General features: G+C 72.3%; 22 protein-coding genes and 2 tRNA genes. 20 read left to right on the forward strand and 4 right to left on the reverse strand.

Annotation, left to right across the window (positions count from 1 at the left end; genetic code table 11):
• Positions 1-280: 280 nt before the first annotated feature.
• On the reverse strand, positions 281-694 hold the full coding sequence (locus AB0D10_RS40600; RefSeq protein WP_030056266.1) for an SsgA family sporulation/cell division regulator: 414 nt from the start codon (positions 692-694) through the stop codon (positions 281-283).
• Positions 695-889: 195 nt separating this feature from the next.
• Here AB0D10_RS40600 and AB0D10_RS40605 point away from each other — a divergent pair, with 195 nt between their 5' ends.
• From AB0D10_RS40605 to AB0D10_RS40615, 3 genes are all read left to right on the forward strand, one after another.
• Positions 890-1,345 carry a TIGR02611 family protein gene (locus AB0D10_RS40605; RefSeq protein WP_360266264.1) on the forward strand — a complete coding sequence of 152 codons (456 nt, stop codon included), beginning with the start codon at positions 890-892 and terminating at the stop codon, positions 1,343-1,345.
• Between the two features lie 78 nt (positions 1,346-1,423).
• A tRNA-Val gene (locus AB0D10_RS40610) sits at positions 1,424-1,495 on the forward strand.
• A 207-nt stretch (positions 1,496-1,702) separates the two neighbouring features.
• Positions 1,703-1,774, forward strand: a tRNA-Val gene (locus tag AB0D10_RS40615).
• 79 nt (positions 1,775-1,853) lie between these two features.
• On the opposite strand, the gene AB0D10_RS40620 is transcribed toward AB0D10_RS40615, so the two are convergent.
• Complete coding sequence (locus tag AB0D10_RS40620; RefSeq protein WP_360266267.1) at positions 1,854-2,621, reverse strand: exonuclease domain-containing protein; 768 nt, start codon at positions 2,619-2,621, stop codon at positions 1,854-1,856.
• 149 nt (positions 2,622-2,770) lie between these two features.
• On the opposite strand from AB0D10_RS40620, the gene AB0D10_RS40625 reads away from it, so the two are divergent.
• The 4 genes from AB0D10_RS40625 (at position 2,771) to AB0D10_RS40640 (ending at position 7,265) form a co-directional block, all read left to right on the forward strand.
• Positions 2,771-3,325 (forward strand): DUF4365 domain-containing protein, encoded by a 555-nt coding sequence (locus AB0D10_RS40625; protein WP_360266269.1) that lies wholly within the window; start codon positions 2,771-2,773, stop codon positions 3,323-3,325.
• Positions 3,326-3,357: 32 nt separating this feature from the next.
• Positions 3,358-4,521: a hypothetical protein gene (locus tag AB0D10_RS40630; RefSeq protein WP_360266272.1), complete on the forward strand. Its 1,164-nt coding sequence runs from the start codon at positions 3,358-3,360 to the stop codon at positions 4,519-4,521.
• A 122-nt stretch (positions 4,522-4,643) separates the two neighbouring features.
• Complete coding sequence (gene thrS, locus AB0D10_RS40635) at positions 4,644-6,623, forward strand: threonine--tRNA ligase (protein WP_360266275.1); 1,980 nt, start codon at positions 4,644-4,646, stop codon at positions 6,621-6,623.
• A gap of 81 nt (positions 6,624-6,704) precedes the next feature.
• Positions 6,705-7,265 (forward strand): HIT domain-containing protein, encoded by a 561-nt coding sequence (locus AB0D10_RS40640; RefSeq protein WP_360266278.1) that lies wholly within the window; start codon positions 6,705-6,707, stop codon positions 7,263-7,265.
• A gap of 85 nt (positions 7,266-7,350) precedes the next feature.
• On the opposite strand, the gene AB0D10_RS40645 is transcribed toward AB0D10_RS40640, so the two are convergent.
• Positions 7,351-8,997, reverse strand: a complete 1,647-nt coding sequence (locus AB0D10_RS40645) for a hypothetical protein (RefSeq protein WP_360266281.1) — start codon at positions 8,995-8,997, stop codon at positions 7,351-7,353.
• 204 nt (positions 8,998-9,201) lie between these two features.
• Here AB0D10_RS40645 and AB0D10_RS40650 point away from each other — a divergent pair, with 204 nt between their 5' ends.
• Positions 9,202-9,627, forward strand: a complete 426-nt coding sequence (locus AB0D10_RS40650; RefSeq protein WP_360266284.1) for a DUF393 domain-containing protein — start codon at positions 9,202-9,204, stop codon at positions 9,625-9,627.
• 83 nt (positions 9,628-9,710) lie between these two features.
• On the opposite strand, the gene AB0D10_RS40655 is transcribed toward AB0D10_RS40650, so the two are convergent.
• Entirely contained in the window at positions 9,711-11,759 is a 2,049-nt protein-coding gene (locus tag AB0D10_RS40655) for an elongation factor G-like protein EF-G2 (RefSeq protein ID WP_360266287.1), read from the reverse strand.
• Between the two features lie 276 nt (positions 11,760-12,035).
• Between AB0D10_RS40655 and pgsA the strand changes: the two genes are divergently transcribed.
• From pgsA to yajC, 12 genes are all read left to right on the forward strand, one after another.
• Positions 12,036-12,683: a phosphatidylinositol phosphate synthase gene (gene pgsA / locus AB0D10_RS40660; RefSeq protein WP_360266289.1), complete on the forward strand. Its 648-nt coding sequence runs from the start codon at positions 12,036-12,038 to the stop codon at positions 12,681-12,683.
• Between the two features lie 16 nt (positions 12,684-12,699).
• Entirely contained in the window at positions 12,700-13,662 is a 963-nt protein-coding gene (locus tag AB0D10_RS40665; RefSeq protein WP_360266291.1) for a phosphatidylinositol mannoside acyltransferase, read from the forward strand.
• Between the two features lie 41 nt (positions 13,663-13,703).
• The gene (locus tag AB0D10_RS40670; RefSeq protein WP_360266294.1) at positions 13,704-14,888 is read left to right on the forward strand and encodes a glycosyltransferase family 4 protein; all 1,185 of its coding nucleotides are present in this window, start codon (positions 13,704-13,706) and stop codon (positions 14,886-14,888) included.
• Between the two features lie 90 nt (positions 14,889-14,978).
• Positions 14,979-15,347 carry an isomerase gene (locus AB0D10_RS40675; protein WP_360266297.1) on the forward strand — a complete coding sequence of 123 codons (369 nt, stop codon included), beginning with the start codon at positions 14,979-14,981 and terminating at the stop codon, positions 15,345-15,347.
• 88 nt (positions 15,348-15,435) lie between these two features.
• A complete protein-coding gene (locus tag AB0D10_RS40680; protein WP_360266358.1) occupies positions 15,436-15,936 on the forward strand; it encodes a hypothetical protein in 501 nt (166 codons plus the stop codon).
• Between the two features lie 128 nt (positions 15,937-16,064).
• Positions 16,065-16,976, forward strand: coding sequence for a pyridoxal 5'-phosphate synthase lyase subunit PdxS (gene pdxS, locus AB0D10_RS40685; RefSeq protein ID WP_360266299.1), 912 nt, complete (start codon positions 16,065-16,067; stop codon positions 16,974-16,976).
• Between the two features lie 103 nt (positions 16,977-17,079).
• The gene (gene pdxT, locus AB0D10_RS40690) at positions 17,080-17,703 is read left to right on the forward strand and encodes a pyridoxal 5'-phosphate synthase glutaminase subunit PdxT (RefSeq protein ID WP_360266301.1); all 624 of its coding nucleotides are present in this window, start codon (positions 17,080-17,082) and stop codon (positions 17,701-17,703) included.
• A 122-nt stretch (positions 17,704-17,825) separates the two neighbouring features.
• On the forward strand, positions 17,826-18,584 hold the full coding sequence (locus AB0D10_RS40695; protein WP_360266304.1) for a YebC/PmpR family DNA-binding transcriptional regulator: 759 nt from the start codon (positions 17,826-17,828) through the stop codon (positions 18,582-18,584).
• A gap of 157 nt (positions 18,585-18,741) precedes the next feature.
• Entirely contained in the window at positions 18,742-19,335 is a 594-nt protein-coding gene (ruvC, locus tag AB0D10_RS40700; RefSeq protein WP_360266306.1) for a crossover junction endodeoxyribonuclease RuvC, read from the forward strand.
• Positions 19,332-19,943, forward strand: coding sequence for a Holliday junction branch migration protein RuvA (gene ruvA / locus AB0D10_RS40705; protein ID WP_360266309.1), 612 nt, complete (start codon positions 19,332-19,334; stop codon positions 19,941-19,943). Before ruvC ends, ruvA begins: the two co-directional genes overlap by 4 nt.
• A gap of 55 nt (positions 19,944-19,998) precedes the next feature.
• Positions 19,999-21,084 carry a Holliday junction branch migration DNA helicase RuvB gene (gene ruvB, locus AB0D10_RS40710; RefSeq protein WP_360266361.1) on the forward strand — a complete coding sequence of 362 codons (1,086 nt, stop codon included), beginning with the start codon at positions 19,999-20,001 and terminating at the stop codon, positions 21,082-21,084.
• A 260-nt stretch (positions 21,085-21,344) separates the two neighbouring features.
• Positions 21,345-21,752 (forward strand): preprotein translocase subunit YajC, encoded by a 408-nt coding sequence (gene yajC / locus AB0D10_RS40715; RefSeq protein ID WP_360266311.1) that lies wholly within the window; start codon positions 21,345-21,347, stop codon positions 21,750-21,752.
• The last annotated feature ends 49 nt before the right edge of the window (positions 21,753-21,801 follow it).

Here is a 21,801-nt window from a genome sequence, read left to right on the forward strand (position 1 = left end):
CGTGCGCGGGGGGGCGGCGGGGTGGGGCGTCTTCGCGCCCGCCCCGCAACCCCCCCGGCCCCCCGCCCCCGGCCCCCCCCCCCCGAACGGGTGGCCGGCCTCGGTGCCGGGCGCCTGTGGTGCTGCGGGCCCGCTCCGGTGGGAGCGGGCCGTTCCACCGGCCCCGAGGCCGCGTCGTGCGCGGCTGAGTCCGCTGCCGTGCCCCCGAGTAGGACGGCAGCGATGACGGCAGGCGGTGCTGCCCCGCTGACAGCGGGGCGTGACCGTCTCCGGTCGGGGGTCAGCTTTCGGCGAGGATGTGGGACAGCTCCCGGTCGAGGTCGAAGTGACGGTGTTCGGTGCCGGGCGGCACCGCGGCGTCGGTCCGCTTGAGGAACGACTCAAGCGCCCGGGCCGGGGCCTCCAGCAGGGCTTCTCCTTCCGGAGAGCTCAGCGCGATGCAGACCACCCCTTGCCCGTGGCTGCGCGACGGCCACACCCGGACGTCGCCGGTACCGGTGGGTCGGTGCAGCCCCTCCGCGAGGAGATCTCGGGCGAACACCCACTCCACTGTCTCGTCGGCGCCCGTGTGGAACGTGGCGTGCACGGCGTAGGGGTCGGCGGTGTCGTAGCGCAGGCCCGCGGGAACGGGCAGTGAGGACTCGCTGGACACGATGAGGCGCAGGTGCAGCTCGCAGCTGACCGTGGTGTTCATAAGCGCCATGGCCTTTCGCTCAGTGTGCGCTCGGGGAATCGCACGTCGGCGAACGGACCATCCCACCCCCAAGACCGATGTAAACCCCTCTGTCCCGATTCGGGCGCGAGTCGTACCCCTGACGGCGCATTGCGGATTCGTCCCGGAGTGGGTGGGCCGGGCATTACCGAGGCGCTTCTTGGTTAGTTTCCTGGCATGACTGTGCGAAACGACAAGACGGCCGGGAACACGAGAACGGGTGAAGCGATCACCCCGGATGACGTCGTCGACGGCGGCCGGGAGGTCGGCTCGCGGGCGCCGGCCTTCGTGCGCCGCTCCCGCGGGCTGCACCGGGTCTGGCAGGCGGTGGTCTTCGTGGCCGGCCTCGCGGTGGTCGGGCTCGGCGTGGTGATGCTGCCGATGCCCGGTCCGGGCTGGGTGGTGATCTTCCTGGGCATGGGGATCTGGGCGACCGAGTTCGTCTGGGCCCGGCGGGCCCTGCGCTGGACCCGCCGCAAGGTCGCCGAGGCGGCCCGGCGGGCGATGGACCCCCGGGTGCGCCGTCGCAACCTGACGGTCACCGCGCTCGGGCTGGCCGTCGTCGTCGGGGCGGGCGGCTGGTACCTCGCGCGCTACGGCCTGACCCTCCCCTGGCAACTGGACGAGAGCTGAGCGGGCCGGCCCCGGGGTCGCGGACGGGGAGCGTGTTCGGAGCACCCTCCGGGATGCGGTAATGTTTTCCCTGCACCCGGGCGATTAGCTCAGCGGGAGAGCACTTCGTTCACACCGAAGGGGTCACTGGTTCGATCCCAGTATCGCCCACCGGAATGCATTGTGATACGTGAGGCCCAGCCGATTATCGGCTGGGCCTCACGTGTATTTCCGGAAAGCGCCGAAGAGTCGTCACTAATCCGCTGAGGCGCAGTCACCTTCCGCGCGGAGCGCGAGTTCTGCGGATGCGTCGGGGGACTCCGGAAGGACGAGTTGTACGACGACCTCCGAATGGTGCTACAGTTCATCTCGTTGCCCGGGCGATTAGCTCAGCGGGAGAGCACTTCGTTCACACCGAAGGGGTCACTGGTTCGATCCCAGTATCGCCCACCCGGACAGCACGCAGGCCCTGACCAGGAAACCGGTCAGGGCCTGCGGTGCGTTCCGGGGCCGATTGCCGGACCGTCCGCTACGCCGCCGCCTCGCAGCCGTGCTCCGGCTCCATCCGGCGTCCGCAGCCGCACCGGGCCGGCCGCAGCGGCCAGGACGGGTCCACCCGTTCCGCCACCCCCGAGCGGTCGAACCAGCTCTGCAGCCCGCGCGCCTGCGCCGCGTGCCAGACCGTCTGCCGCAGGTGCAGTTCGGCCGGCGTCAGCCCGCCGAGCGCCGCCGGGTAACGGGCACCTATTCGACGGGTCAGCGCCAGCGCCGCCGTCGCGTCCGCCGCCGCGTCGTGCGCCCCGGCCAGCTCCACGCCGTAGTGGGCGCACAGGTCCGTGAGCGTCCGGCGGCCCTTGCGGTAGCGGTCCACGTGCTTGTCCAGCACCCGCGGGTCCAGCACCAGCAGCCCCGCCGCGTCCAGACCGCCGATCAGCGTCAGCCCGTGATGGCGGCGCAACTCCCGGTCCAGCAGCGTCAGGTCGTACGGCGCGTTCATCACCACCACCGGGTGCCCGGCCCGGGCCTCGGCCGCGAGCGCGCGGACGACCTCCGCCACCACCGTACGGGCCGACCGGCCGTGCAGCCGGACGTGCTCGTCGGTGATGCCGTGCACCGCGCGGGCGCCGTCCGGGATCGGGACGCCCGGATCGGCGAGCCACGTGGTGGTCCGCACCGGTGCGCCCGGGGCGAGTTGGACGACCAGGGCGGCCGAGACGATCCGGTCGGTCTCCACGTCCACGCCGGTGGTCTCGGTGTCGAAGGAAGCGAGTGGGCCGGTGTACCAGTGCTGCTGCATGACTGCCCCTCAGGCGTGCGTTCCGCGCCCGGTTGATACCCGGTTCTGACGGTGCTTCAACCCGTTTGGCCCAGGCTCGACCGGGGATCCTGCCGATGACCGTCCCGTTCGAATCGGACGGGCCCGGACCCGGGGGAGGCCACGGGGCGATGGCACTGACACAGCCGCAGCCCGAGGAGGCATCGGCCGTCCTGCGGGGGAACCTCGCGGTGACCGCCTGCATGGAGACGCTGCAGGTCGGCTACCTGCACGCGGTCGCCGCCGCGGCCGGCTGCTCGCTCTCCCAGCCTTTCCCGGACAACGGCATCGACTGGCAGGTCAACCACGGCTCCCGGGTGCACCGGGTGGACGACGAGGTCACCCTCAAGATCCAGCTCAAGGCCACCCAGCAGATCGCGCCCGACCCGGCCGGACGGTTCTTCAGCTTCACCCTGGACAACGACCACCTGCGCAAGCTCGCCCGGGCCAGGGTCGCCGTGCCCCGGATCCTGGTCGTGATGCTGCTGCCGAGCCGGGTCGACCACTGGCTGCGGGCCCGCCCGGACGCCCTGGAACTGCGGCACTGCTGCTACTGGGTCAACCTGGCCGGCCACCCGGTCACCGGACAGCGGCGGACCAACGTCCGGGTGCCCACCGACAAGGTCTTCGACGACCGCGCGCTCTGCGACATCATGGCCCGGGTCGGCGCGGGCGGCAGCCCGTGACCGCCCGGCCCCGGCAGCGAGGAGCCGAACCCATGACACCGCCCCACGGACCGGGCGAGCCGGCCCCGACACTGCCCGACCCCGCCACCGTCGACCCCGCGGTGCTGGCCACCCTGCTCGCCCGGCACGGCTGGGTCCGCCGCGGCGGACCGGCCGCCCGCTACGGCCGCTGGACCCCGCCCGACGACCAACCGGGCACCAGCCTCCTCGTCCCGGCCGGCGACGGCTTCGACGACGCCGTCGACCTTCTCGCCGACGCCGTCACCGCGCTCTCCCGCTCCCGCACCCCCTCCGCCCGGTCGATCCTGCTGGCCCTGGCCGTCCCCGGCGACGAACTGTGCTGGCGCCGGGAACCGCCCGGCCCCGCCGAGGCCACCCCCTGGGACGAGGCCGAGTGCCTCCGGCGGGCTGCGCGCGGGATGCTCGCCGCCGGGGCCAAGGCCGCCCGGACCAGGGCCGCCCACTTCGGCGCCCGGCTGGACGGCCCCGCCGGGGACTTCCTGGACCGCGTCCTGGTGGTCGAACAGGGCGCCGCCCTCACCGCGCACACCCCCGCCCCCGAGGGGCGGGCCGCCGTCACCACCCTCGTCCGCGCCCTGGAGGCGCTGCGCGACGCGGTCGACTACCGCCGGGTCAGCGGCGGGCCCGAGGCCTTCGAGAACGCCGTCCGGGCCGGAGTCAGCCGGGAACTCGTGCGGTCCGTCGAGGAACTCGTCCGCGGCGCGACGGCCGCCCGGCTCACCGTCGCCTGGTCGCCCGCCGTGGGGACGCCGGGCGGCTTCGGGGACCGCCGGATCGTCCTCGACTTCTCGCCCGGGGACCTCCCCGCCCTCACCGAGGCCGCCGAACTGCTGGAGCGGATCGAGCCCGCCGTCGTCGTCACCGTCGTCGGCGTGGTCACCCGGCTCAAGCGCGCCGACCCGGCCGGCCAGGGCGCGGTACGGCTGCGCGTCCTCGCCGGCGCCGAGGTCCGCGAACTCAAGCTCCGGCTGTCCGACCCCGACTACCGGCTCGCCGCGGAGGCCCACCTCGCAGGCCTCCCGGTCCGGGTCTCCGGCCGGCTGGAGAGCCGCGGCGGCTTCCGCCGGCTGACCCGCCCCGAAGGCTTCGAACTGCGCGACTGGGAGGACGAGGACCGCGAGCGGCTGCTGAAAGGCCTCGCGGAGGGCCCGGGGGAGAGGAACGAGGGGGCGTAGCGGGGCGGACCGCAGGGGCGGAGGCGGGCGGCAGGTGGACGGCGGGGGCGGCGCTCTCGGTACCATCGTCACGCGCAGCGCAGTGTTGCGTCCTCTGAAATCCAGCACGTCAGGAGAGACCGGTGACGGACGTCCGGGTAATCATCAGCCGCGAACCCGATCGGGAAGAGCGCGTGGTGACGACGGGCACCACGGCCGCCGAGCTCTTCGCCGACGACCGCTCGATCATCGCCGCCCGTGTCGGCGGCCAGCTCAAGGACCTCGCCTACGCCGTCCAGGACGGCGACGAGGTCGAGCCGGTCGAGATCGGCAGCAAGGACGGCCTCGACACCCTGCGCCACTCCACCGCGCACGTCATGGCCCAGGCCGTGCAGCAGCTCTACCCCGAGGCCAAGCTCGGCATCGGTCCGCCGGTCAAGGACGGCTTCTACTACGACTTCGACGTCGAGAAGCCCTTCCACCCCGATGACCTCAAGGCCATCGAGAAGAAGATGCAGGAGATCATCAAGCGCGGGCAGAAGTTCTCCCGCCGCGTGGTCACCGACGAGTCCGCCCGCGAGGAGCTGGCCGCCGAGCCGTACAAGCTCGAACTGATCGGCCTCAAGGGCTCCGCCGCCACCGCCGGCGAGGGCGCCGACGTCGAGGTCGGCGCCGGCGAACTCACCATCTACGACAACCTGGACGCCAAGAGCGGCGAGCAGTGCTGGGGCGACCTCTGCCGCGGCCCGCACCTGCCCAGCACCCGGCACATCCCGGCGTTCAAGCTCATGCGCAACGCGTCCGCCTACTGGCGCGGCAGCGAGAAGAACCCGCAGTTGCAGCGCATCTACGGCACCGCCTGGCCGTCCAAGGACGAGCTGAAGGCCCACCTCGACTTCCTGGTCGAGGCCGAGAAGCGCGACCACCGCAAGCTCGGCAACGAGCTGGACCTCTTCTCCATCCCCGAGGAGATCGGCTCCGGCCTCGCCGTCTTCCACCCCAAGGGCGGCATCATCCGCCGGGCGATGGAGGACTACTCGCGCAAGCGGCACGAGGAAGAGGGCTACGAGTTCGTCTACACCCCGCACGCCACCAAGGGGAAGCTCTTCGAGAAGAGCGGCCACCTCGACTGGTACGCGGACGGCATGTACCCGCCCATGCAGCTCGACGAGGGCGTGGACTACTACCTCAAGCCGATGAACTGCCCGATGCACAACCTGATCTTCGACGCGCGCGGCCGCTCGTACCGTGAACTGCCGCTGCGCCTCTTCGAGTTCGGGACGGTGTACCGCTACGAGAAGTCCGGCGTCGTGCACGGCCTGACCCGTGCCCGCGGCTTCACGCAGGACGACGCCCACATCTACTGCACCCGTGAGCAGATGGCGGAGGAGCTCGACTCCACGCTGACCTTCGTGCTCAACCTGCTCCGCGACTACGGTCTGACCGACTTCTACCTGGAGCTGTCGACCAAGGACCCGGTCAAGTACGTCGGCAGCGACGAGACCTGGGAGGAGGCCACCGCCGTCCTGGCGAGCGTGGCCGAGAAGCAGGGCCTGCCGCTGGTGCCGGACCCGGGCGGCGCGGCCTTCTACGGCCCGAAGATCTCGGTGCAGGCGAAGGACGCCATCGGCCGGACCTGGCAGATGTCGACCATCCAGCTCGACTTCAACCTGCCGGAGCGCTTCGACCTGGAGTACACCGCGGCGGACGGTTCGCGTCAGCGTCCGGTCATGATCCACCGTGCACTGTTCGGCTCGATCGAGCGTTTCTTCGCGGTGTTGCTGGAGCACTACGCCGGCGCCATGCCGCCGTGGCTGGCCCCGGTCACCGTGACCGGCATCCCGATCACCGACGAGCACGTGCCGTACCTGCTGGAGGTCGCGGCGGAGCTGAAGAAGCACGGGATCCGGGTCGAGGTGGACACCTCGGACGACCGCATGCAGAAGAAGATCCGCAACGCCCAGAAGACCAAGGTCCCGTTCATGCTGATCGCGGGCAACGACGACGTCGAGGCGGGCGCGGTGTCCTTCCGCTACCGCAACGGCGAGCAGAAGAACGGCGTTCCGGTCGCGGACGCCGTCGCCGAGATCGTGGACGCGGTCAAGAACCGGATCCAGGTGTGATCCGGTAGCACGACCGTCACGCGCGGGGCAGGCTCTCGATGAGTCTGTCCCGCGCGGCTTTGCATCCACCGTCGGGCGAATATGCTGATCAGCATGACGACTGAGCCGGAACTGCAGCGGGGCGTCGGGGAGCCGGACGGCTTCCGCCGCCTGTGGACCCCCCATCGGATGGCGTACATCCAGGGTGAGAACAAGCCCACCGGCCCGGCTCCGGACGACGGTTGTCCGTTCTGCTCGATCCCGTCGCTGAGCGACGAGGACGGGCTGGTCATCGCCCGGGGGAGCGCCGTCTTCGCGGTGCTGAACCTGTACCCGTACAACGGCGGGCACCTGATGGTGGTCCCGTACCGGCACGTGGCCGACTACACCGACCTGGACGGGGCGGAGACGGCCGAGCTGGCGGACTTCACCAAGAAGGCGATGACCGCGCTGCGGGCGGCCTCCGGGGCGCACGGGTTCAACATCGGGATGAACCAGGGCGCGGCGGCCGGCGCCGGGATCGCGGCGCACCTGCACCAGCACGTGGTTCCGCGCTGGGGCGGGGACACCAACTTCATGCCGGTGGTCGGCCACACCAAGGTGCTGCCGCAGCTGCTGGCGGACACCCGGAAGATGCTGGCCGAGGTCTGGCCGCAGGGCTGACCCGGACCGGACGCGGACGCCGGAACGCGGAGGGGCCCGCCACCGACGAGATCGGTGGCGGGCCCCTCCGCCGTGCGGGGTCGGCTCAGCCGGCGTTGAAGGTGTCGACGTCGTACGGCCGGGGGCTCTGCGCCTCGGACTTGATGATCGAGGTGCGGGTCTTGAAGAAGCGGTCGGCGTCGAGGTCGTGCTCCTGCAGGAACTCCAGGGTGGCGCTGTGGACCGCGTTGAGCACCGGGACGGAGGCGTTCATGGCGTTGTCGACCATGGAGCGGTTGTCCCAGGCGCGGCCGGCCCAGATGTGCCGCAGGCCGAACGGCTCGGGCAGGCCGAGCCCGCCGCCGAGCCAGCCGAGCAGGCCGGGCATCCGGTAGAAGGGGGCGCGGACGGCCTGGCGGACGACCTCGTCGTTGTCGATCAGGGGGAGCTTGACGGTGCGCTCCTCCCAGAACTTCACGGTCTTGGAGACCGACTTCTCCTTGTCCTTCGGCTTGTCGAAGAAGACGCCCTTGACCGGCCCGAGGGCGTAGCCGGACACGGTGATGTTGAGGACGTTGGCGAGCAGGGTCACCGTGACGGTGAAGGTGAGGACCAGCTTGCCGTCGTGGGTGATGAACTGGGTGGCGAGGTAGTGTCGGGGGCCGCCGGAGAAGGTCTGCTTGTCGGCGATGCTCTGCACGGCGAAGTCGCGCATCCGGTCGCCGTCCATGTCGGCGTTGCCGGGGCGGCTGATCTCGTCGGCGCCCTCGCCGATGTCGAAGACCACCCACTGCTTGATGGTGACGTTGGGCATGCCGCTGTTGGCGACGTGGCTGATGCCGAGGCCCTTGAGGTGGGAGGAGATCCGGCGGACGAGGTCCCAGGGGTGGAAGGCGCGGAAGTCGGCGTGGCCGTCAGCGGGGTGGAGCGTGTCGGCGAGGCGCCACTCGCCCCAGCGGCGGCCGGCGCCGAGGATGCCCTTGGGGCCGGCGTAGTGGTGGACGTTGGTCTCCTGCTCGGCGTCGAGGCGGCCGAGCTTGTCGCGCAGGGTGGTGGCCTTCTTGTCGAGGTCGTCACGGGGGACGGCCTTGGCGACGGTGGCGGCGACGGCGGAGCCCTCGACCAGGGCCTGCCAGCGGGCGCGCAGGTCCTTGGCGGAGCGTTCGACGATCCGCCGGGCGAGGTACCAGCCGATGACCGGGGCGAGCATCGTGACGCGCAGGTAGACGCCGAGGGCGCCGGCGGCCGGCGGGCGCAGCACGAGGAAGACGGCGAGTGCGGCGGCGAGCGCGAGGACGATGCCGCCGTAGACGCCGGCGTTCTTCGGGTTGTCCCGTTTCAGCCAGGCGCGCACCTGGAAGGCGGCGAGCCAGAGCAGGGTGCCGGGGAGGAAGAGCGCGCCGGTGACCAGGGTGACGGTGGTGAGCTGCCGGTCTCGGGTGTTGCGCAACTCCTCGGCGGCCAGGCAGTGTTCGACGACCTGGCGGGTGTCGACGCCGAAGGCGGGGACGATGGGTTTGCGGTCGCCGCCGAGGGCGCGGGAGACCAGGGCCTTGCTGAAGGCCTCGCCGAGGTTGGGACGGAAGAGGGCGAAGCGGCCCTTCTTCTCCTTGGCGTCGGCGACGGCCGTGACGAAGTCGCCGATCTCGCCGTCGCGGTACGCGGCCGAGGAGAGCGCCTGGGTGACGGCGGTCTGCGGGCCGGCGTCGGTCCGGGGTATCTGCGCACCCGGGGTCATGTCGAGTGTGGTCACGGTGGCGTCCCCTCCTCCCCTTGTCAGCGGCAGGTTACCGTGCTGCGGCACCCCGGCGCGGATGATCGTCTGAAGTACCGTCACGTTCGAGCCGTGCCGGACCCGAGAGGCATGATGCCCAGGTTCGGGCCGGTCGATACCCGCCGGGGCGGGGCGCGGTGGGGTGGAGGAGGATGGTGGGGGAGCGAGGAAAGGGGAGCCGCTGTGAAGGATCCGGTGCTGGTCTTCGACGGGGACTGCGCGTTCTGTTCGTCCTGCGTGCGGTGGGCGGAGCGGTACCTGCGCCAGACGCTGGCCTCGGGGGGCTGGGAGGCGGTGGCCTTCCAGTTCGCGGACCTCGGGGTGCTGGACGGGCTCGCGGGCGGTCGGGGCGAGGTGTCGGCCGAGCGGGCCGAACGCGAGGTGCTGTGGGTGACGCCGACCGGGCGGGTGCACGGGGGCGCACAGGCGGTCGCGCGGTTGCTGATGCGCTCCGGTGGGGCGTGGGCGTACCTGGGCGCGGTGTTGACGGCGGCGCCGGTGCGGCCGGTGGCGGGCGTGGTCTACCGCTGGGTGGCGCGCAACCGGCACCGGATGCCGGGCGGCACGGCCGCGTGCGCGCTGCCGAACCGCGGGCCCGTCCGGCCCTGAGCCCGTCCGGGTGACGCCGACAGCCGCCCGGGCGGCTGTCGGCTGTCGGCGGTGGGTCGGTGCGGTCCGTACGGCCTGGGCGCTCAGTCGGTCTGGCGCTCGGCCAGTGCGGCGGGCATGGGTTCGTGGCGCAGGTAGGCGCGGGAGAACTCGGCGGTGCCGTGGGTGAGGGAGCGCAGGTCGATCGGGTAGCGGACGAGTTCGAGTTCGGGGACCTCGGCCCGCAGCAGGGTGACGCCGGGGCCGGCGGTCTCGGTGCCGAGCACGCGGCCGCGGCGGGCGGAGAGGTCGCCGAGGACGGCGCCGAGGTAGTCGTCGGGCAGCAGGACGCTGACGGCGGCGACGGGTTCGAGTAGGCGGATGACGGCGTGTTCGGCGGCGTCGCGCAGGGCGAGGGCGGCGGCGTTCTGGAAGGACGCGTCGGAGGAGTCGACGGAGTGGGCCTTGCCGTCGGTGAGGGTGACCCGGACGTCGACGAGCGGGTGGCCGGTGGAGACGCCCTTGGCGAGCTGGGCGCGGACGCCCTTCTCGACGGAGGGGATGAAATGCTTGGGGACGGCGCCGCCGACGACGTGTTCCTGGAACTCGAAGCCCGAGCCGGCCGGGAGGGGTTCGACTTCGAGGTCGCAGATGGCGTACTGGCCGTGCCCGCCGGACTGTTTGACGAGGCGTCCGTGGCCGGCGGCGGCGGTGCCGAAGGTCTCGCGCAGGGCGACCTTGGGTTCGACGGTGTCGACGTGGACGCCGTGGCGGGTGCGCAGGCGGTCGAGGACGACCTCGGCGTGGGCCTCGCCGGTGCACCAGAGGACGAGCTGGTGGGTGTCGGGGTTCTGTTCGAGGCGGAGCGCCGGGTCCTCGGCGGTGAGCCGGGTGAGTCCCTGGGAGAGCTTGTCGTCGTCGGCCTTGCTGTGGGCCTCGACGGCGATCGGGAGCAGGGGTTCGGGGAGGGTCCAGCCGTCGAGTTCGACGGGGTGGCCGGGGTCGTGGACGGTGTCGCCGGCGCGGGCGGTGGTGAGTTTCGCGGCGCAGACGAGGTCGCCGGCGACGGCGTGCGGGACGGGGCGCTGGACCTTGCCGAAGGGGCTGGTGAGGCCGGTGACGCGTTCGTCGCCGTTCTGGTCGGCGGTGTGCGCCGGGCCGACGAGGTGGATCTTGGTGTCGGGGCGCAGGGTGCCGGCGTACACGCGCAGCAGGCTGATCCGGCCGACGTAGGCGTCGCCGGTGACGCGGATGACCTGGGCGGCGAGCGGGGCGTCGGGGTCGCAGTCGGGGCCGGGGCGGGTGCGTTCGGTGGGGTCGGGGAAGGTGTGCGCGATGAGGTCGAGGAGTTCGGCGGCGCCGAGGCCGTTCTCGCTGGTGGGGACGGCGGGGTGGAGGGTGCAGTCGAGGACTTCGCGGCGCAGGCCGGCTTCGAGGGAGTCGGTGTCGAGGGTGTCGCCGGAGAGGTAGCGCTCCATGAGGGTGTCGTCCTGGCCGGAGATGGCCTCGACGAGGCTGTCGTGGGCGGGGCCGGTGTCGGGGAGCGGGGTGGCGTCGCCGTAGGTGTCGCCGGTGAGCAGGTCGACGCTGCCGTCGGGCCGGCCGTCGTGGAGGACGGGCAGGAAGAGCGGGCGGAGGGTGTCCGGTCCGAGTTCGAAGGCGTCGTGGCAGACGGCGAGGATGTCGTCGAAGCCGGTGCGGGCGACATCGAGTTTGGCGACGGCGATGGCGCGCGGGACGTTTTCGGCGGCGCACTCGCGCCACAGCGTGCGGGTGGAGGCGGTGACCGGGTCGGTGGCGGAGACGACGAAGACGGCGGCGTCGGCGGCGTGCAGGGCGGCGCGCAGGTCCGCGGTGAAGTCGGGGTGGCCGGGCGGGTCGAGCAGGTTGATCTTGACGCCCTTCCACTCGAGGGGCAGCAGCGAGAGCTGGACGGAGCGCTGCTGCTGGTGCTCGATGTCCTCGTGGTCGGAGACGGTGGTGCCGTCGGTGACGCGTCCGGCGCGGCCGGTGGCGCCGGCGGCGTGGGCGAGGGATTCGGCGAGGGTGGTCTTGCCCACACCGCTGGAGCCGATGAGGACGACGTTGCGCAGGTCCCGGGGGCCGGTGACGGCGGGTGCCTGGCCGGCTCGTGCCGTGCTGCGGTCGGGCATCGGGGTCTCCTCCCGTGGCGCCGAGGCTGTCCTTCGCAGTTTAGGGCCGGTCTTCGAGCCGCCGCCTGTGCGGCGGGGCCGGGGTGGGTGTCGCACGGCCGGGCGGTGACCGTACGTGTGCGTGCCGTGGCGGGGGTGCGGTCCGGCGGTGCGTGCGGTGGAGCGTGTCCCGGGCGTGGCTACGATGGGTGCGCCGGACGGGCTGATCCGTCCGGCCGTCTGCCGCGCGTGTTGCGCCAGGCGGGTATCCGGGAGATCGGGGCGGCTGGGAAGGCCATGCTCAACAAATACGCGCGTGCCTTCTTCACACGTGTTCTGACCCCGTTCGCCGCGTTCCTGATCCGTCTGGGTGTGAGCCCGGACACCGTGACGCTGGTCGGGACGGCCGGTTCGGTGGCCGGTGCGCTGGTGTTCTTCCCGCGCGGGGAGTTCTTCTGGGGCACCATCACGATCACGCTGTTCATCTTCTCGGACCTGGTGGACGGGAACATGGCCCGTCAGCTGGGCCGGACCAGCAAGTGGGGGGCGTTCCTGGACTCCACGCTGGACCGGGTCGCGGACGCGGCGATCTTCGGCGGCCTGGCGATGTGGTACGCCGGCAAGGGCGACGACAACCTGCTGTGCGCGGTGGCGATCTTCTGCCTGGCGAGCGGTCTGGTGGTGTCGTACACGAAGGCGAGGGCGGAGAGCCAGGGCCTGCCGTGTGACGTGTCGGGGCTGGTGGAGCGGGCCGAGCGGCTGGTGGCCAGCCTGGTGGCGGCCGGGATCGCGGGTCTGCACACGTTCGGCGTGCCGTACGTGGAGTGGCTGCTGCCGGTGGCGCTGTGGCTGGTGGCGGCGGGCAGCCTGGTGACGGTGTTCCAGCGGATGCTGACCGTGCGCCGGGAGGCGTTCGAGGCCGACCGAGCGGCGGCCGGGAGCTGATGGGGGGCGTCCTGCGGTGACGGACCGACTGGTGTACTGGGCGTACGCGCTGGGGTGGGGGCTGCTGAAACACCTCCCGGAGCCGGTGGCGCGGGGGCTGTTCGAGCGGCTGGCGGACTACGCGTGGCGCAAGCGCGGCAAGCGGGTGCTGCAGCTGGAGGCGAACCTGCGCCGGGTCCGTCCGGAGCTGGACGACGCCGCGCTGCGGTCGTTGTCGCGGGCCGGGATGCGCTCGTACCTGCGGTACTGGATGGAGTCGTTCCGGCTGCCGGTGTGGAGCCGGGAGCGGGTGGCCCGGGACGTGCAGGTGGACGGCTTCGAGCACCTGCGGGCGGCGGTGGACACCGGCCGGGGCGCGGTGATAGCGCTGCCGCACATGGGCAACTGGGACCTGGCGGGCACCTGGGTGGCACAGCAGGGCTACCCGTTCACGACGGTCGCGGAGCGGTTGAAGCCGGAGCGGCTGTTCGACCGGTTCGTGGAGTTCCGGGAGGGCCAGGGCATGGAGGTCCTGGCGCTGACCGGCGGTTCGGTGAACGTGATCGGCACGCTGGCGCGGCGGCTGCGCGAGGGCCGGCTGGTGTGTCTGGTGGGGGACCGGGACCTGTCGGAGGCGGGCATCGAGGTGTCCTTCTTCGGTGAGGCGACCCGGATGCCGGCCGGTCCGGCGGCGCTGTGCCAGCGCACCGGTGCGGCGCTGCTGCCGGTGACGCTCTGGTACGACGGCCCGGTGCTGCGGGCGCTGATCCACCCCGAGGTGGCGGTGCCCGGGGAGGGCGACCGCAAGGAGCAGGCGCGGGCGATGACCCAGGCGATGGCGGCGGTGTGGGAGCGCGACGTCCGCGAGCACCCGGAGGACTGGCACATGCTGCAGAAGTTCTGGCTGGCCGACCTGCCGGCCCGTGAGACGGTGAAGGAGCCGTCCGCGGTGCCCGCGGAATCGGCGCCCGAGCCCGCGGCCGAGGCCTCCGGGTCCTGACCGCCGACCCTTACGACTGTCCGAAGGAGCTTGAGGAACCCGTGAAGATCGGCATCGTCTGCCCGTACGACTGGGACGTCCCCGGCGGGGTGCAGTTCCACATCCGGGACCTGGCCGAGCACCTGATCGGCCTGGGGCACGAGGTGTCGGTGCTGGCGCCGGCCGAGGACGACGACGCGCTGCCGCCGTACGTGGTCTCGGCCGGGCGGGCGGTGGCGGTGCCGTACAACGGGTCGGTGGCGCGGCTGAGCTTCGGCATCCTGTCGGCGGCGCGGGTGCGGCGGTGGCTGCACGACGGGCGCTTCGACATCCTGCACGTCCACGAGCCGGCCTCGCCGAGCCTGTCGATGCTCGCCGCCTGGTCGGCGACCGGGCCGATGGTGGGGACGTTCCACACCTCCAACCCGCGTTCGCGGGCGATGATCGCGGCCTCGCCGATCCTGCAGCCGGGCCTGGAGAAGATGCGGGCCCGGATCGCGGTGTCGGAGTACGCCCGGCGGACCCTGGTGGAGCACCTGGGCGGGGACGCCGTGGTGATCCCGAACGGCGTGGACGTGGGCTTCTTCGCGGACGCCGAGCCGGACGAGCGCTGGACGGGCGGCGCGGCGAAGGGGGAGCCGGGCACGATCGGCTTCATCGGCCGGATCAACGAGCCGCGCAAGGGCCTGCCGACGCTGCTGGCGGCGCTGCCGCGGATCCTGGCGGAGCGTCCGGGGGTGCGGCTGCTGGTGGCGGGCAAGGGCGACGAGGCGGAGGCCGTCGCGGGCCTGGCGCCGGAGGTGCGCCGGCAGGTGGAGTTCCTCGGCATGGTGAGCGACGAGGAGAAGGCCCGGCTGCTGCGCAGCGTGGACCTGTACGTGGCGCCGAACACGGGCGGCGAGAGCTTCGGGATCATCCTGGTCGAGGCGATGTCGGCGGGCGCCCCGGTGCTGGCGAGCGACCTGGACGCGTTCAAGCAGGTGCTGGACGGCGGGGACGCGGGCGAGCTGTTCCCGGTGGAGGACGCGGACGCGCTGGCCCGGACGGCGCTGCGGCTGCTGGACGATCCGGGGCGGCTGGACGAGCTGCGCAAGGCGGCCTCGCGGCACGTGCGGCGGTTCGACTGGTCGACCGTGGGCGCGGACATCCTGGCCGTGTACGAGACGGTGACGGCGGGGGCCGCCGCGGTCGTCGAGGAGGACGAGCGCAGCGGGCGGCGCGGCCGGTTCGGGCTGGCCAGGGACTGAGCCCGCACGGTGGTGGGGCCGGGTCGGGCCCGGGTGTCGGTGGGGTTAGGGTCGGGCCGACCGTACTGCTTCACCGCATGGGGGAAGACGATGCCGCACATCTCCGTCGACTACTCGGCCGGCCTGGCCGGCGGCTTCGACCGCCGGGCACTGGGCCTGGCGATCAACCGGCTCGCCGAGGACACCGTCGGCGCGAAGCCCGAGTCCTGCAAGACGTTGTTCCGGCAGAGCGAGGAGCTCGTGGTCGGTACGAGCGGGACCCCGGCCGACGTCCAGGTGTACGTCGAGGTCCAGATGTTCCCGGGCCGGACGCCGGAGGCGAAGGCGGCGCTCGGCGAGGGCGTCCTGGCGCTGCTGGCCGCGCACGTCCGGCCGGCGCCGGGCACCCGGCTGTTCACCGCCGTCAACGTGGCGGACATCGACCGGGAGAGCTACCGCAACGCGGTCGCGGTCGGCTGACGCCGGTCGGGCCGCCCGGTGACACCCGGTAACGTAGCGGCCCGTGACTACCTGGATCTGGGCCGGCGTGGCCGTGGTGCTCTTCGGCATGTACCTGAGTTGGACGGCCGGACGCTTGGACCGGCTGCACGCCCGGATCGACGCCGCGCGGGCGGCACTGGACGCGCAGCTGGTCCGCCGGGCCTCGGTGGCGGTGGAGCTGGCGACGTCCTCGCTGCTGGACCCGGCGGCGTCGCTGCTGCTGCTGGACGCTGCGCACGCGGCCCGGCAGGCCGACGACGAGCAGCGCGAGGTGGCGGAGAGCCAGTTGAGCCTGGCGCTGCGGGCGGTGCTGGAGGAGCCGGCGCAGGTGGCGGCGCTGGTGGCCGAGCCGGGCGGGGAGGACGCGGTTCGTGATCTGACGGCCGCGGTGCGCCGGGTGCCGATGGCCCGTCGGTTCCACAACGACGCGGTGCGGGCGGCGCGGGCGGTGCGCGAGCACCGGCTGGTGCGGTACTTCCGGCTGGCGGGGAAGGCGCCGTTCCCGATGGCCTTCGAGATGGACGACGCCCCGCCGCCCGCTCTCACGCCGGAAGGGGCGCCTGCATAGGGTGTCCGGGGATACGGCCCGTTTGTCGTATCCCTTCGCCCTGGCTGGACTTGGTGGCGCATGGAGGGGCCCCCTGTTCCGCCTACCATAGGGCGATAGCACTGGTTCATCTTCGAGTGAGGTCTCACGTGTCCACCACCCCCACCACCGCAGACCAGCCGCAGATCGGCACCGCCCGGGTCAAGCGCGGCATGGCCGAGCAGCTCAAGGGCGGTGTGATCATGGACGTGGTCAACGCCGAGCAGGCCAAGATCGCCGAGGACGCCGGGGCGGTCGCCGTCATGGCCCTGGAGCGGGTTCCGGCCGACATCCGCAAGGACGGCGGCGTGGCCCGCATGTCCGACCCGAACATGATCGAGGAGATCATCGCCGCGGTCTCCATCCCGGTGATGGCCAAGTCCCGCATCGGCCACTTCGTCGAGGCCCAGGTCCTGCAGTCGCTCGGCGTCGACTACATCGACGAGTCCGAGGTGCTGACCCCGGCCGACGAGGTCAACCACTCGGACAAGTTCGCCTTCACTACCCCGTTCGTCTGCGGCGCCACCAACCTGGGCGAGGCCCTGCGCCGCATCGCCGAGGGCGCGGCCATGATCCGCTCGAAGGGCGAGGCCGGCACCGGCAACGTCGTCGAGGCCGTCCGCCACCTGCGCCAGATCAAGAACGAGATCGGCCGGCTGCGCGCCCTGGACAACAACGAGCTGTACGCCGCCGCCAAGGAGCTGCGCGCCCCGTACGAGCTGTTCAAGGAGGTCGCCGAGCTCGGCAAGCTGCCGGTCGTGCTGTTCTCCGCCGGTGGCGTGGCCACCCCGGCCGACGCCGCGCTGATGCGCCAGCTGGGCGCCGAGGGCGTCTTCGTCGGCTCCGGCATCTTCAAGTCGGGCGACCCGGCCAAGCGCGCCGCGGCCATCGTGAAGGCCACCACCTTCTACGACGACCCGAAGATCATCGCGGACGCCTCCCGCAACCTGGGCGAGGCCATGGTCGGCATCAACTGCGACACCCTGCCGGAGACCGAGCGCTACGCCAACCGCGGCTGGTAGTCGCCCCGCGGGTTCCGAAGGTCAGGGCCCGCCGCAGCGCTTCGGCGCCGCGGCGGGCCGCGCCACGTACGTCCGTAGTAACGATCGATTGAGGTTGAAGACCGTGAGCACTCCAGTCATCGGCGTCCTCGCCCTGCAGGGCGACGTCCGCGAGCACCTGGTGGCGCTGGCCGAGGCCGACGCGCTCGCCCGTCCGGTGCGCCGCGCCGAGGAGCTGGCCGAGGTCGACGCACTGGTGATCCCCGGTGGGGAGTCCACCACCATGTCCAAGCTGGCGCTGCTGTTCGGCGTGATGGACCCGGTGCGCGAGCGGGTGGCCGCGGGGATGCCGGTGTACGGCACCTGCGCGGGCATGATCATGCTGGCGGACAAGATCCTGGACGGTCGGGAGGACCAGGAGAGCGTCGGCGGCATCGACATGACGGTGCGCCGCAACGCCTTCGGCCGGCAGAACGAGTCCTTCGAGTCCGGGATCGCCTTCAAGGGCCTGGACGACGCGCCGGTGCACGGCGTCTTCATCCGCGCCCCCTGGGTCGAGGCGGTCGGCGCGGGCGTCGAGGTGCTGGCCGAGCTGCCCGCCGCGGACGGTCCGGACAGCCGGATCGTGGCCGTGCGCCAGGGCAATCTGCTGGCCACCTCCTTCCATCCGGAGCTGACCGGCGACCACCGGGTGCACGCGTACTTCGTGAAGATGGTCGAGGAGCACCTCGCGGCCGTCGCGGGCTGACCGCGGGCCGGGTGCGGGACGGGCGCGTGTTGACCGCGCGCTGACCGTGTGCACCTCACCGGTGACGACACCGGTAAGATCTCATCTGTTCATTTCCCTTTGGCGACGTAAAGGAGCTGGCGATGTCCGGCCACTCTAAGTGGGCTACCACCAAGCACAAGAAGGCCGTGATCGACGCCAAGCGCGGCAAGCTCTTCGCCAAGATGATCAAGAACATCGAGGTGGCGGCGCGCACGGGCGGTCCCGACCCGCAGGGCAACCCGACCCTCTACGACGCCATCCAGAAGGCGAAGAAGAGCTCGGTCCCGATCGACAACATCAACCGCGCCGTCAAGCGCGGTGGCGGTCTGGAGGCCGGCGGCGCCGACTACCAGACCATCATGTACGAGGGCTACGGCCCCAACGGCGTCGCCGTCCTGATCGAGTGCCTCACGGACAACCGCAACCGCGCGGCCTCCGACGTCCGCGTCGCGATGACCCGCAACGGTGGCTCGATGGCCGACCCGGGCTCGGTGTCGTACCTCTTCGCCCGCAAGGGCGTCGTCATCGTCCCCAAGGCCGACGGCGTGGACGAGGACAAGCTCTTCGAGGTCGTCCTGGACCAGGAGCCCGAGGAGATCAACGACCTCGGCGAGTCGTTCGAGATCGTCTCCGAGGCCTCCAAGATGGTCGCCGTGCGCACCGCGCTGGTGGACGCCGGTGTCGACTACGACTCGGCCGAGGCCAACTTCCTCCCGAGCATGCAGGTCGAGCTGGACGTCGACGGCGCCCGCAAGATCCTCAAGCTGATCGACGCCCTGGAGGACAGCGACGACGTGCAGAACGTCTTCGCCAACTTCGACATCTCCGACGAGGTCGGTGCGCAGCTCGACGCCGAGTGATCACTGCCCAGTGATCGTCGGTGGGTGATCGTTCCCACTGCCCGGCCCGGTGGTCCCAGGACCGCCGGGCCGGTGTCGTCGGGCGGGTTGTCGGACCCGGGCGGTAGCCTGCGGAGGTCCTTCGCCGCGAGTGGCGAGTCAGGGAGAGGCGGGGCGAGTGGTACGGGTACTGGGCGTGGACCCGGGGCTGACCAGGTGCGGGGTCGGCGTGGTCGAGGGCGCGCCGGGTCGGCCCCTGCGGATGGCCGGGGTCGGGGTGGTGCGCACGCCCGCCGACGCCGAGATCGGGCAGCGGCTGCTGCTGGTCGAGCAGGGCATCGAGGCCTGGCTGGACGAGCACCGGCCCGACCTGGTCGCCGTCGAGCGGGTCTTCGCCCAGCACAACGTGCGGACGGTGATGGGCACGGCCCAGGCCAGCGCCGTCGCGATGCTCTGCGCGACGCGCCGCGGCATCCCCGTCACCCTGCACACCCCGAGTGAGGTCAAGGCGGCCGTCACCGGCTCCGGCCGGGCCGACAAGGCCCAGGTCACGGCCATGGTGCAGCGCCTGCTGCGGCTGGACGCCCCGCCCAAGCCGGCGGACGCCGCCGACGCGCTTGCGCTCGCGATCTGTCACATCTGGCGCGGCGGGGCGACCAACCGCCTGGAGGCCGCCGTCCTGGCCGCCCGCGCCGCCCCCCGCTCCGAACCGGCGAGAGCCCGTTCCGCTTACCCGAGAGGCACTGTTCCTGTGAAAGGCACCGGCCGGTGATCGCCTTCGTTCAAGGGCCCGTGGCGGCCATCTCCTCGGGGCTCGCGGTGGTCGAGGTCGGCGGGGTGGGCATGGCGGTGCAGTGCACCCCGAACACCCTGGCCGGCCTGCGGCTGGGCGAGCCGGCCCGGCTGGCGACCTCGCTGGTGGTCCGGGAGGACTCGCTGACGCTGTTCGGCTTCGCGGACGACGACGAGCGTGCCGTCTTCGAGATCCTGCAGGCCGCGCCGGGCGTCGGCCCCAAGCTGGCGCAGGCGATCCTCGGGGTGCACAGCCCCGACGCGCTGCGGGCCGCGATCGCGAACGGTGACGAGAAGGCGCTGGTTGCTGTCCCGGGCATCGGCAAGGCGAAGGCGGCCAAGCTGCTGCTGGAGTACAAGGACAAGCTGGGCGCCCCGCACGGCGCGGTGCCCGCGCAGAAGCCGATCGCGAGCGGCCCGGCGCCGTGGAGCGAGCAGCTGCACTCCGCGCTGACCGGCCTCGGCTACGCCCCGCGCGAGGCGGACGAAGCGGTCGCGGCCGTCACCCCGGAGGCCGAGGCCCAGCAGACGCCGGACGTCGGCGCCCTGCTCCGGCTCGCGCTGCGGGGCCTCAATCGGGCCCGCTGAGACCACCTGACGATCTGTCCCTTTGTCGACTTCGGAGACCCTGGAGCACGCCACGATGTACGACTCGGAACCCGCCGACCGGCTGGTCACGGCTGCCGCCGACGGTGAGGACCAGGCGGTGGAGGCGGCGCTGCGCCCCAAGCTGCTGGACGAGTTCATCGGCCAGGAGCGGGTGCGCGAGCAGCTGTCCCTGGTGCTCCAGGCCGCCCGCAAGCGCGGCGCCGCGCCCGACCACGTCCTGCTGAGCGGGCCGCCCGGGCTGGGCAAGACCACCCTCTCCATGATCATCGCGGCCGAGCTGGGCGCCCCGATCCGGATCACCTCCGGCCCGGCGATCCAGCACGCGGGTGACCTCGCGGCGATCCTGTCCTCGCTCACCGAGGGGGAGGTGCTCTTCCTCGACGAGATCCACCGGATGTCCCGGCCCGCCGAGGAGATGCTGTACATGGCGATGGAGGACTTCCGGGTCGACGTGATCGTCGGCAAGGGTCCGGGCGCCACCGCCATCCCGCTGGAGCTGCCGCCCTTCACGCTCGTCGGCGCCACCACCCGGGCCGGCCTGCTGCCGCCGCCGCTGCGCGACCGCTTCGGCTTCACCGGTCACATGGAGTTCTACGCCCCGGCCGAGCTCCAGCGGGTGGTGCACCGCTCGGCCGCGCTGCTGGACGTCGAGATAGACGCGGCCGGCGCGGCCGAGATCGCCGGGCGCTCGCGCGGCACGCCCCGCATCGCCAACCGGCTGCTGCGCCGGGTCCGCGACTACGCGCAGGTCCGGCACGACGGGGTGGTCACCGCCGGGATCGCCGCCCAGGCGCTGGCCGTCTACGAGGTGGACGCCCGCGGCCTGGACCGGCTGGACCGCGCGGTGCTGGACGCGCTGCTGCGGCTGTTCGGCGGCGGACCGGTCGGTTTGTCGACACTCGCGGTCGCCGTGGGGGAGGAGGCCGAGACGGTCGAGGAGGTGGCGGAGCCCTTCCTGGTCCGCGAGGGTCTGCTCGCCCGGACCCCGCGCGGGCGGATCGCCACCGCCGCGGCCTGGCGGCACCTCGGCCTGACCCCGTCGGTGCAGACCCCGCCGGTCCAGACCACCCGGGGCGGTGTGCCGCCCCAGCCGGAGCTCTTCCCGGCCGACGAAAGTTGACCGCCATCGGCTGAACGGGTGAGCCGCGGTGGTACGTTCCCGCCCGGTGCGGCCGCCGCACCGCAAGGAGGAGCCGGGAACGAAGCCCGGGGAAACTGTGCAGGCGGAGGGTCGCCACTTTCGGCGGCAGGATGCGATGCTTGGCGTTGTCCGATCAGTTCGGGGTTGCATAGACTCCGCCGGACCGCCCCTCTCACCTGACGGGCCGACCCATACCACACAGGCCGCCGGCCGGCGGCCCGTAAAGGACCCTGGCTGCAGTGAACCTCATCATCCTTCTCCTCCCGATCATCGCGATCGTGCTCATGTTCCGGTCGCAGAAGAAGCGCCAGCAGCAGCAGCAGAGCATGCAGACCTCGCTGGAGCCCGGGGCGGGAGTGCGCACCATCGGCGGTCTGTACGCCCAGGTGAAGGCGGTCAACGACGAGACCGTCGAGCTGGAGATCGCGCCCGGCGTGGTCACCCACTTCACCAAGAGCGCGATCGCGGCCGTCCTGGACCCCCAGGAGTACGACGCGATCATCAACGGCCGCCCCACCGACGACGAGTTCCCCGAGCCGGAGGCCGAGGACGTCGACGCCGAGCCGGTCGAGGACAAGCCGCTGTCGCTCACCAAGGACGGCGCCGAGAAGGGCGACGTCGAGGGCGGGGCTCCCGCGAGCAAGTAGTACGGCCGGGCAACCCGCTCGGCCGCGCGGCACAGTGCCGCGAGCCCAC

Source organism: Kitasatospora sp. NPDC048545, assembly GCF_040651155.1.
Lineage (GTDB): Bacteria > Actinomycetota > Actinomycetes > Streptomycetales > Streptomycetaceae > Kitasatospora.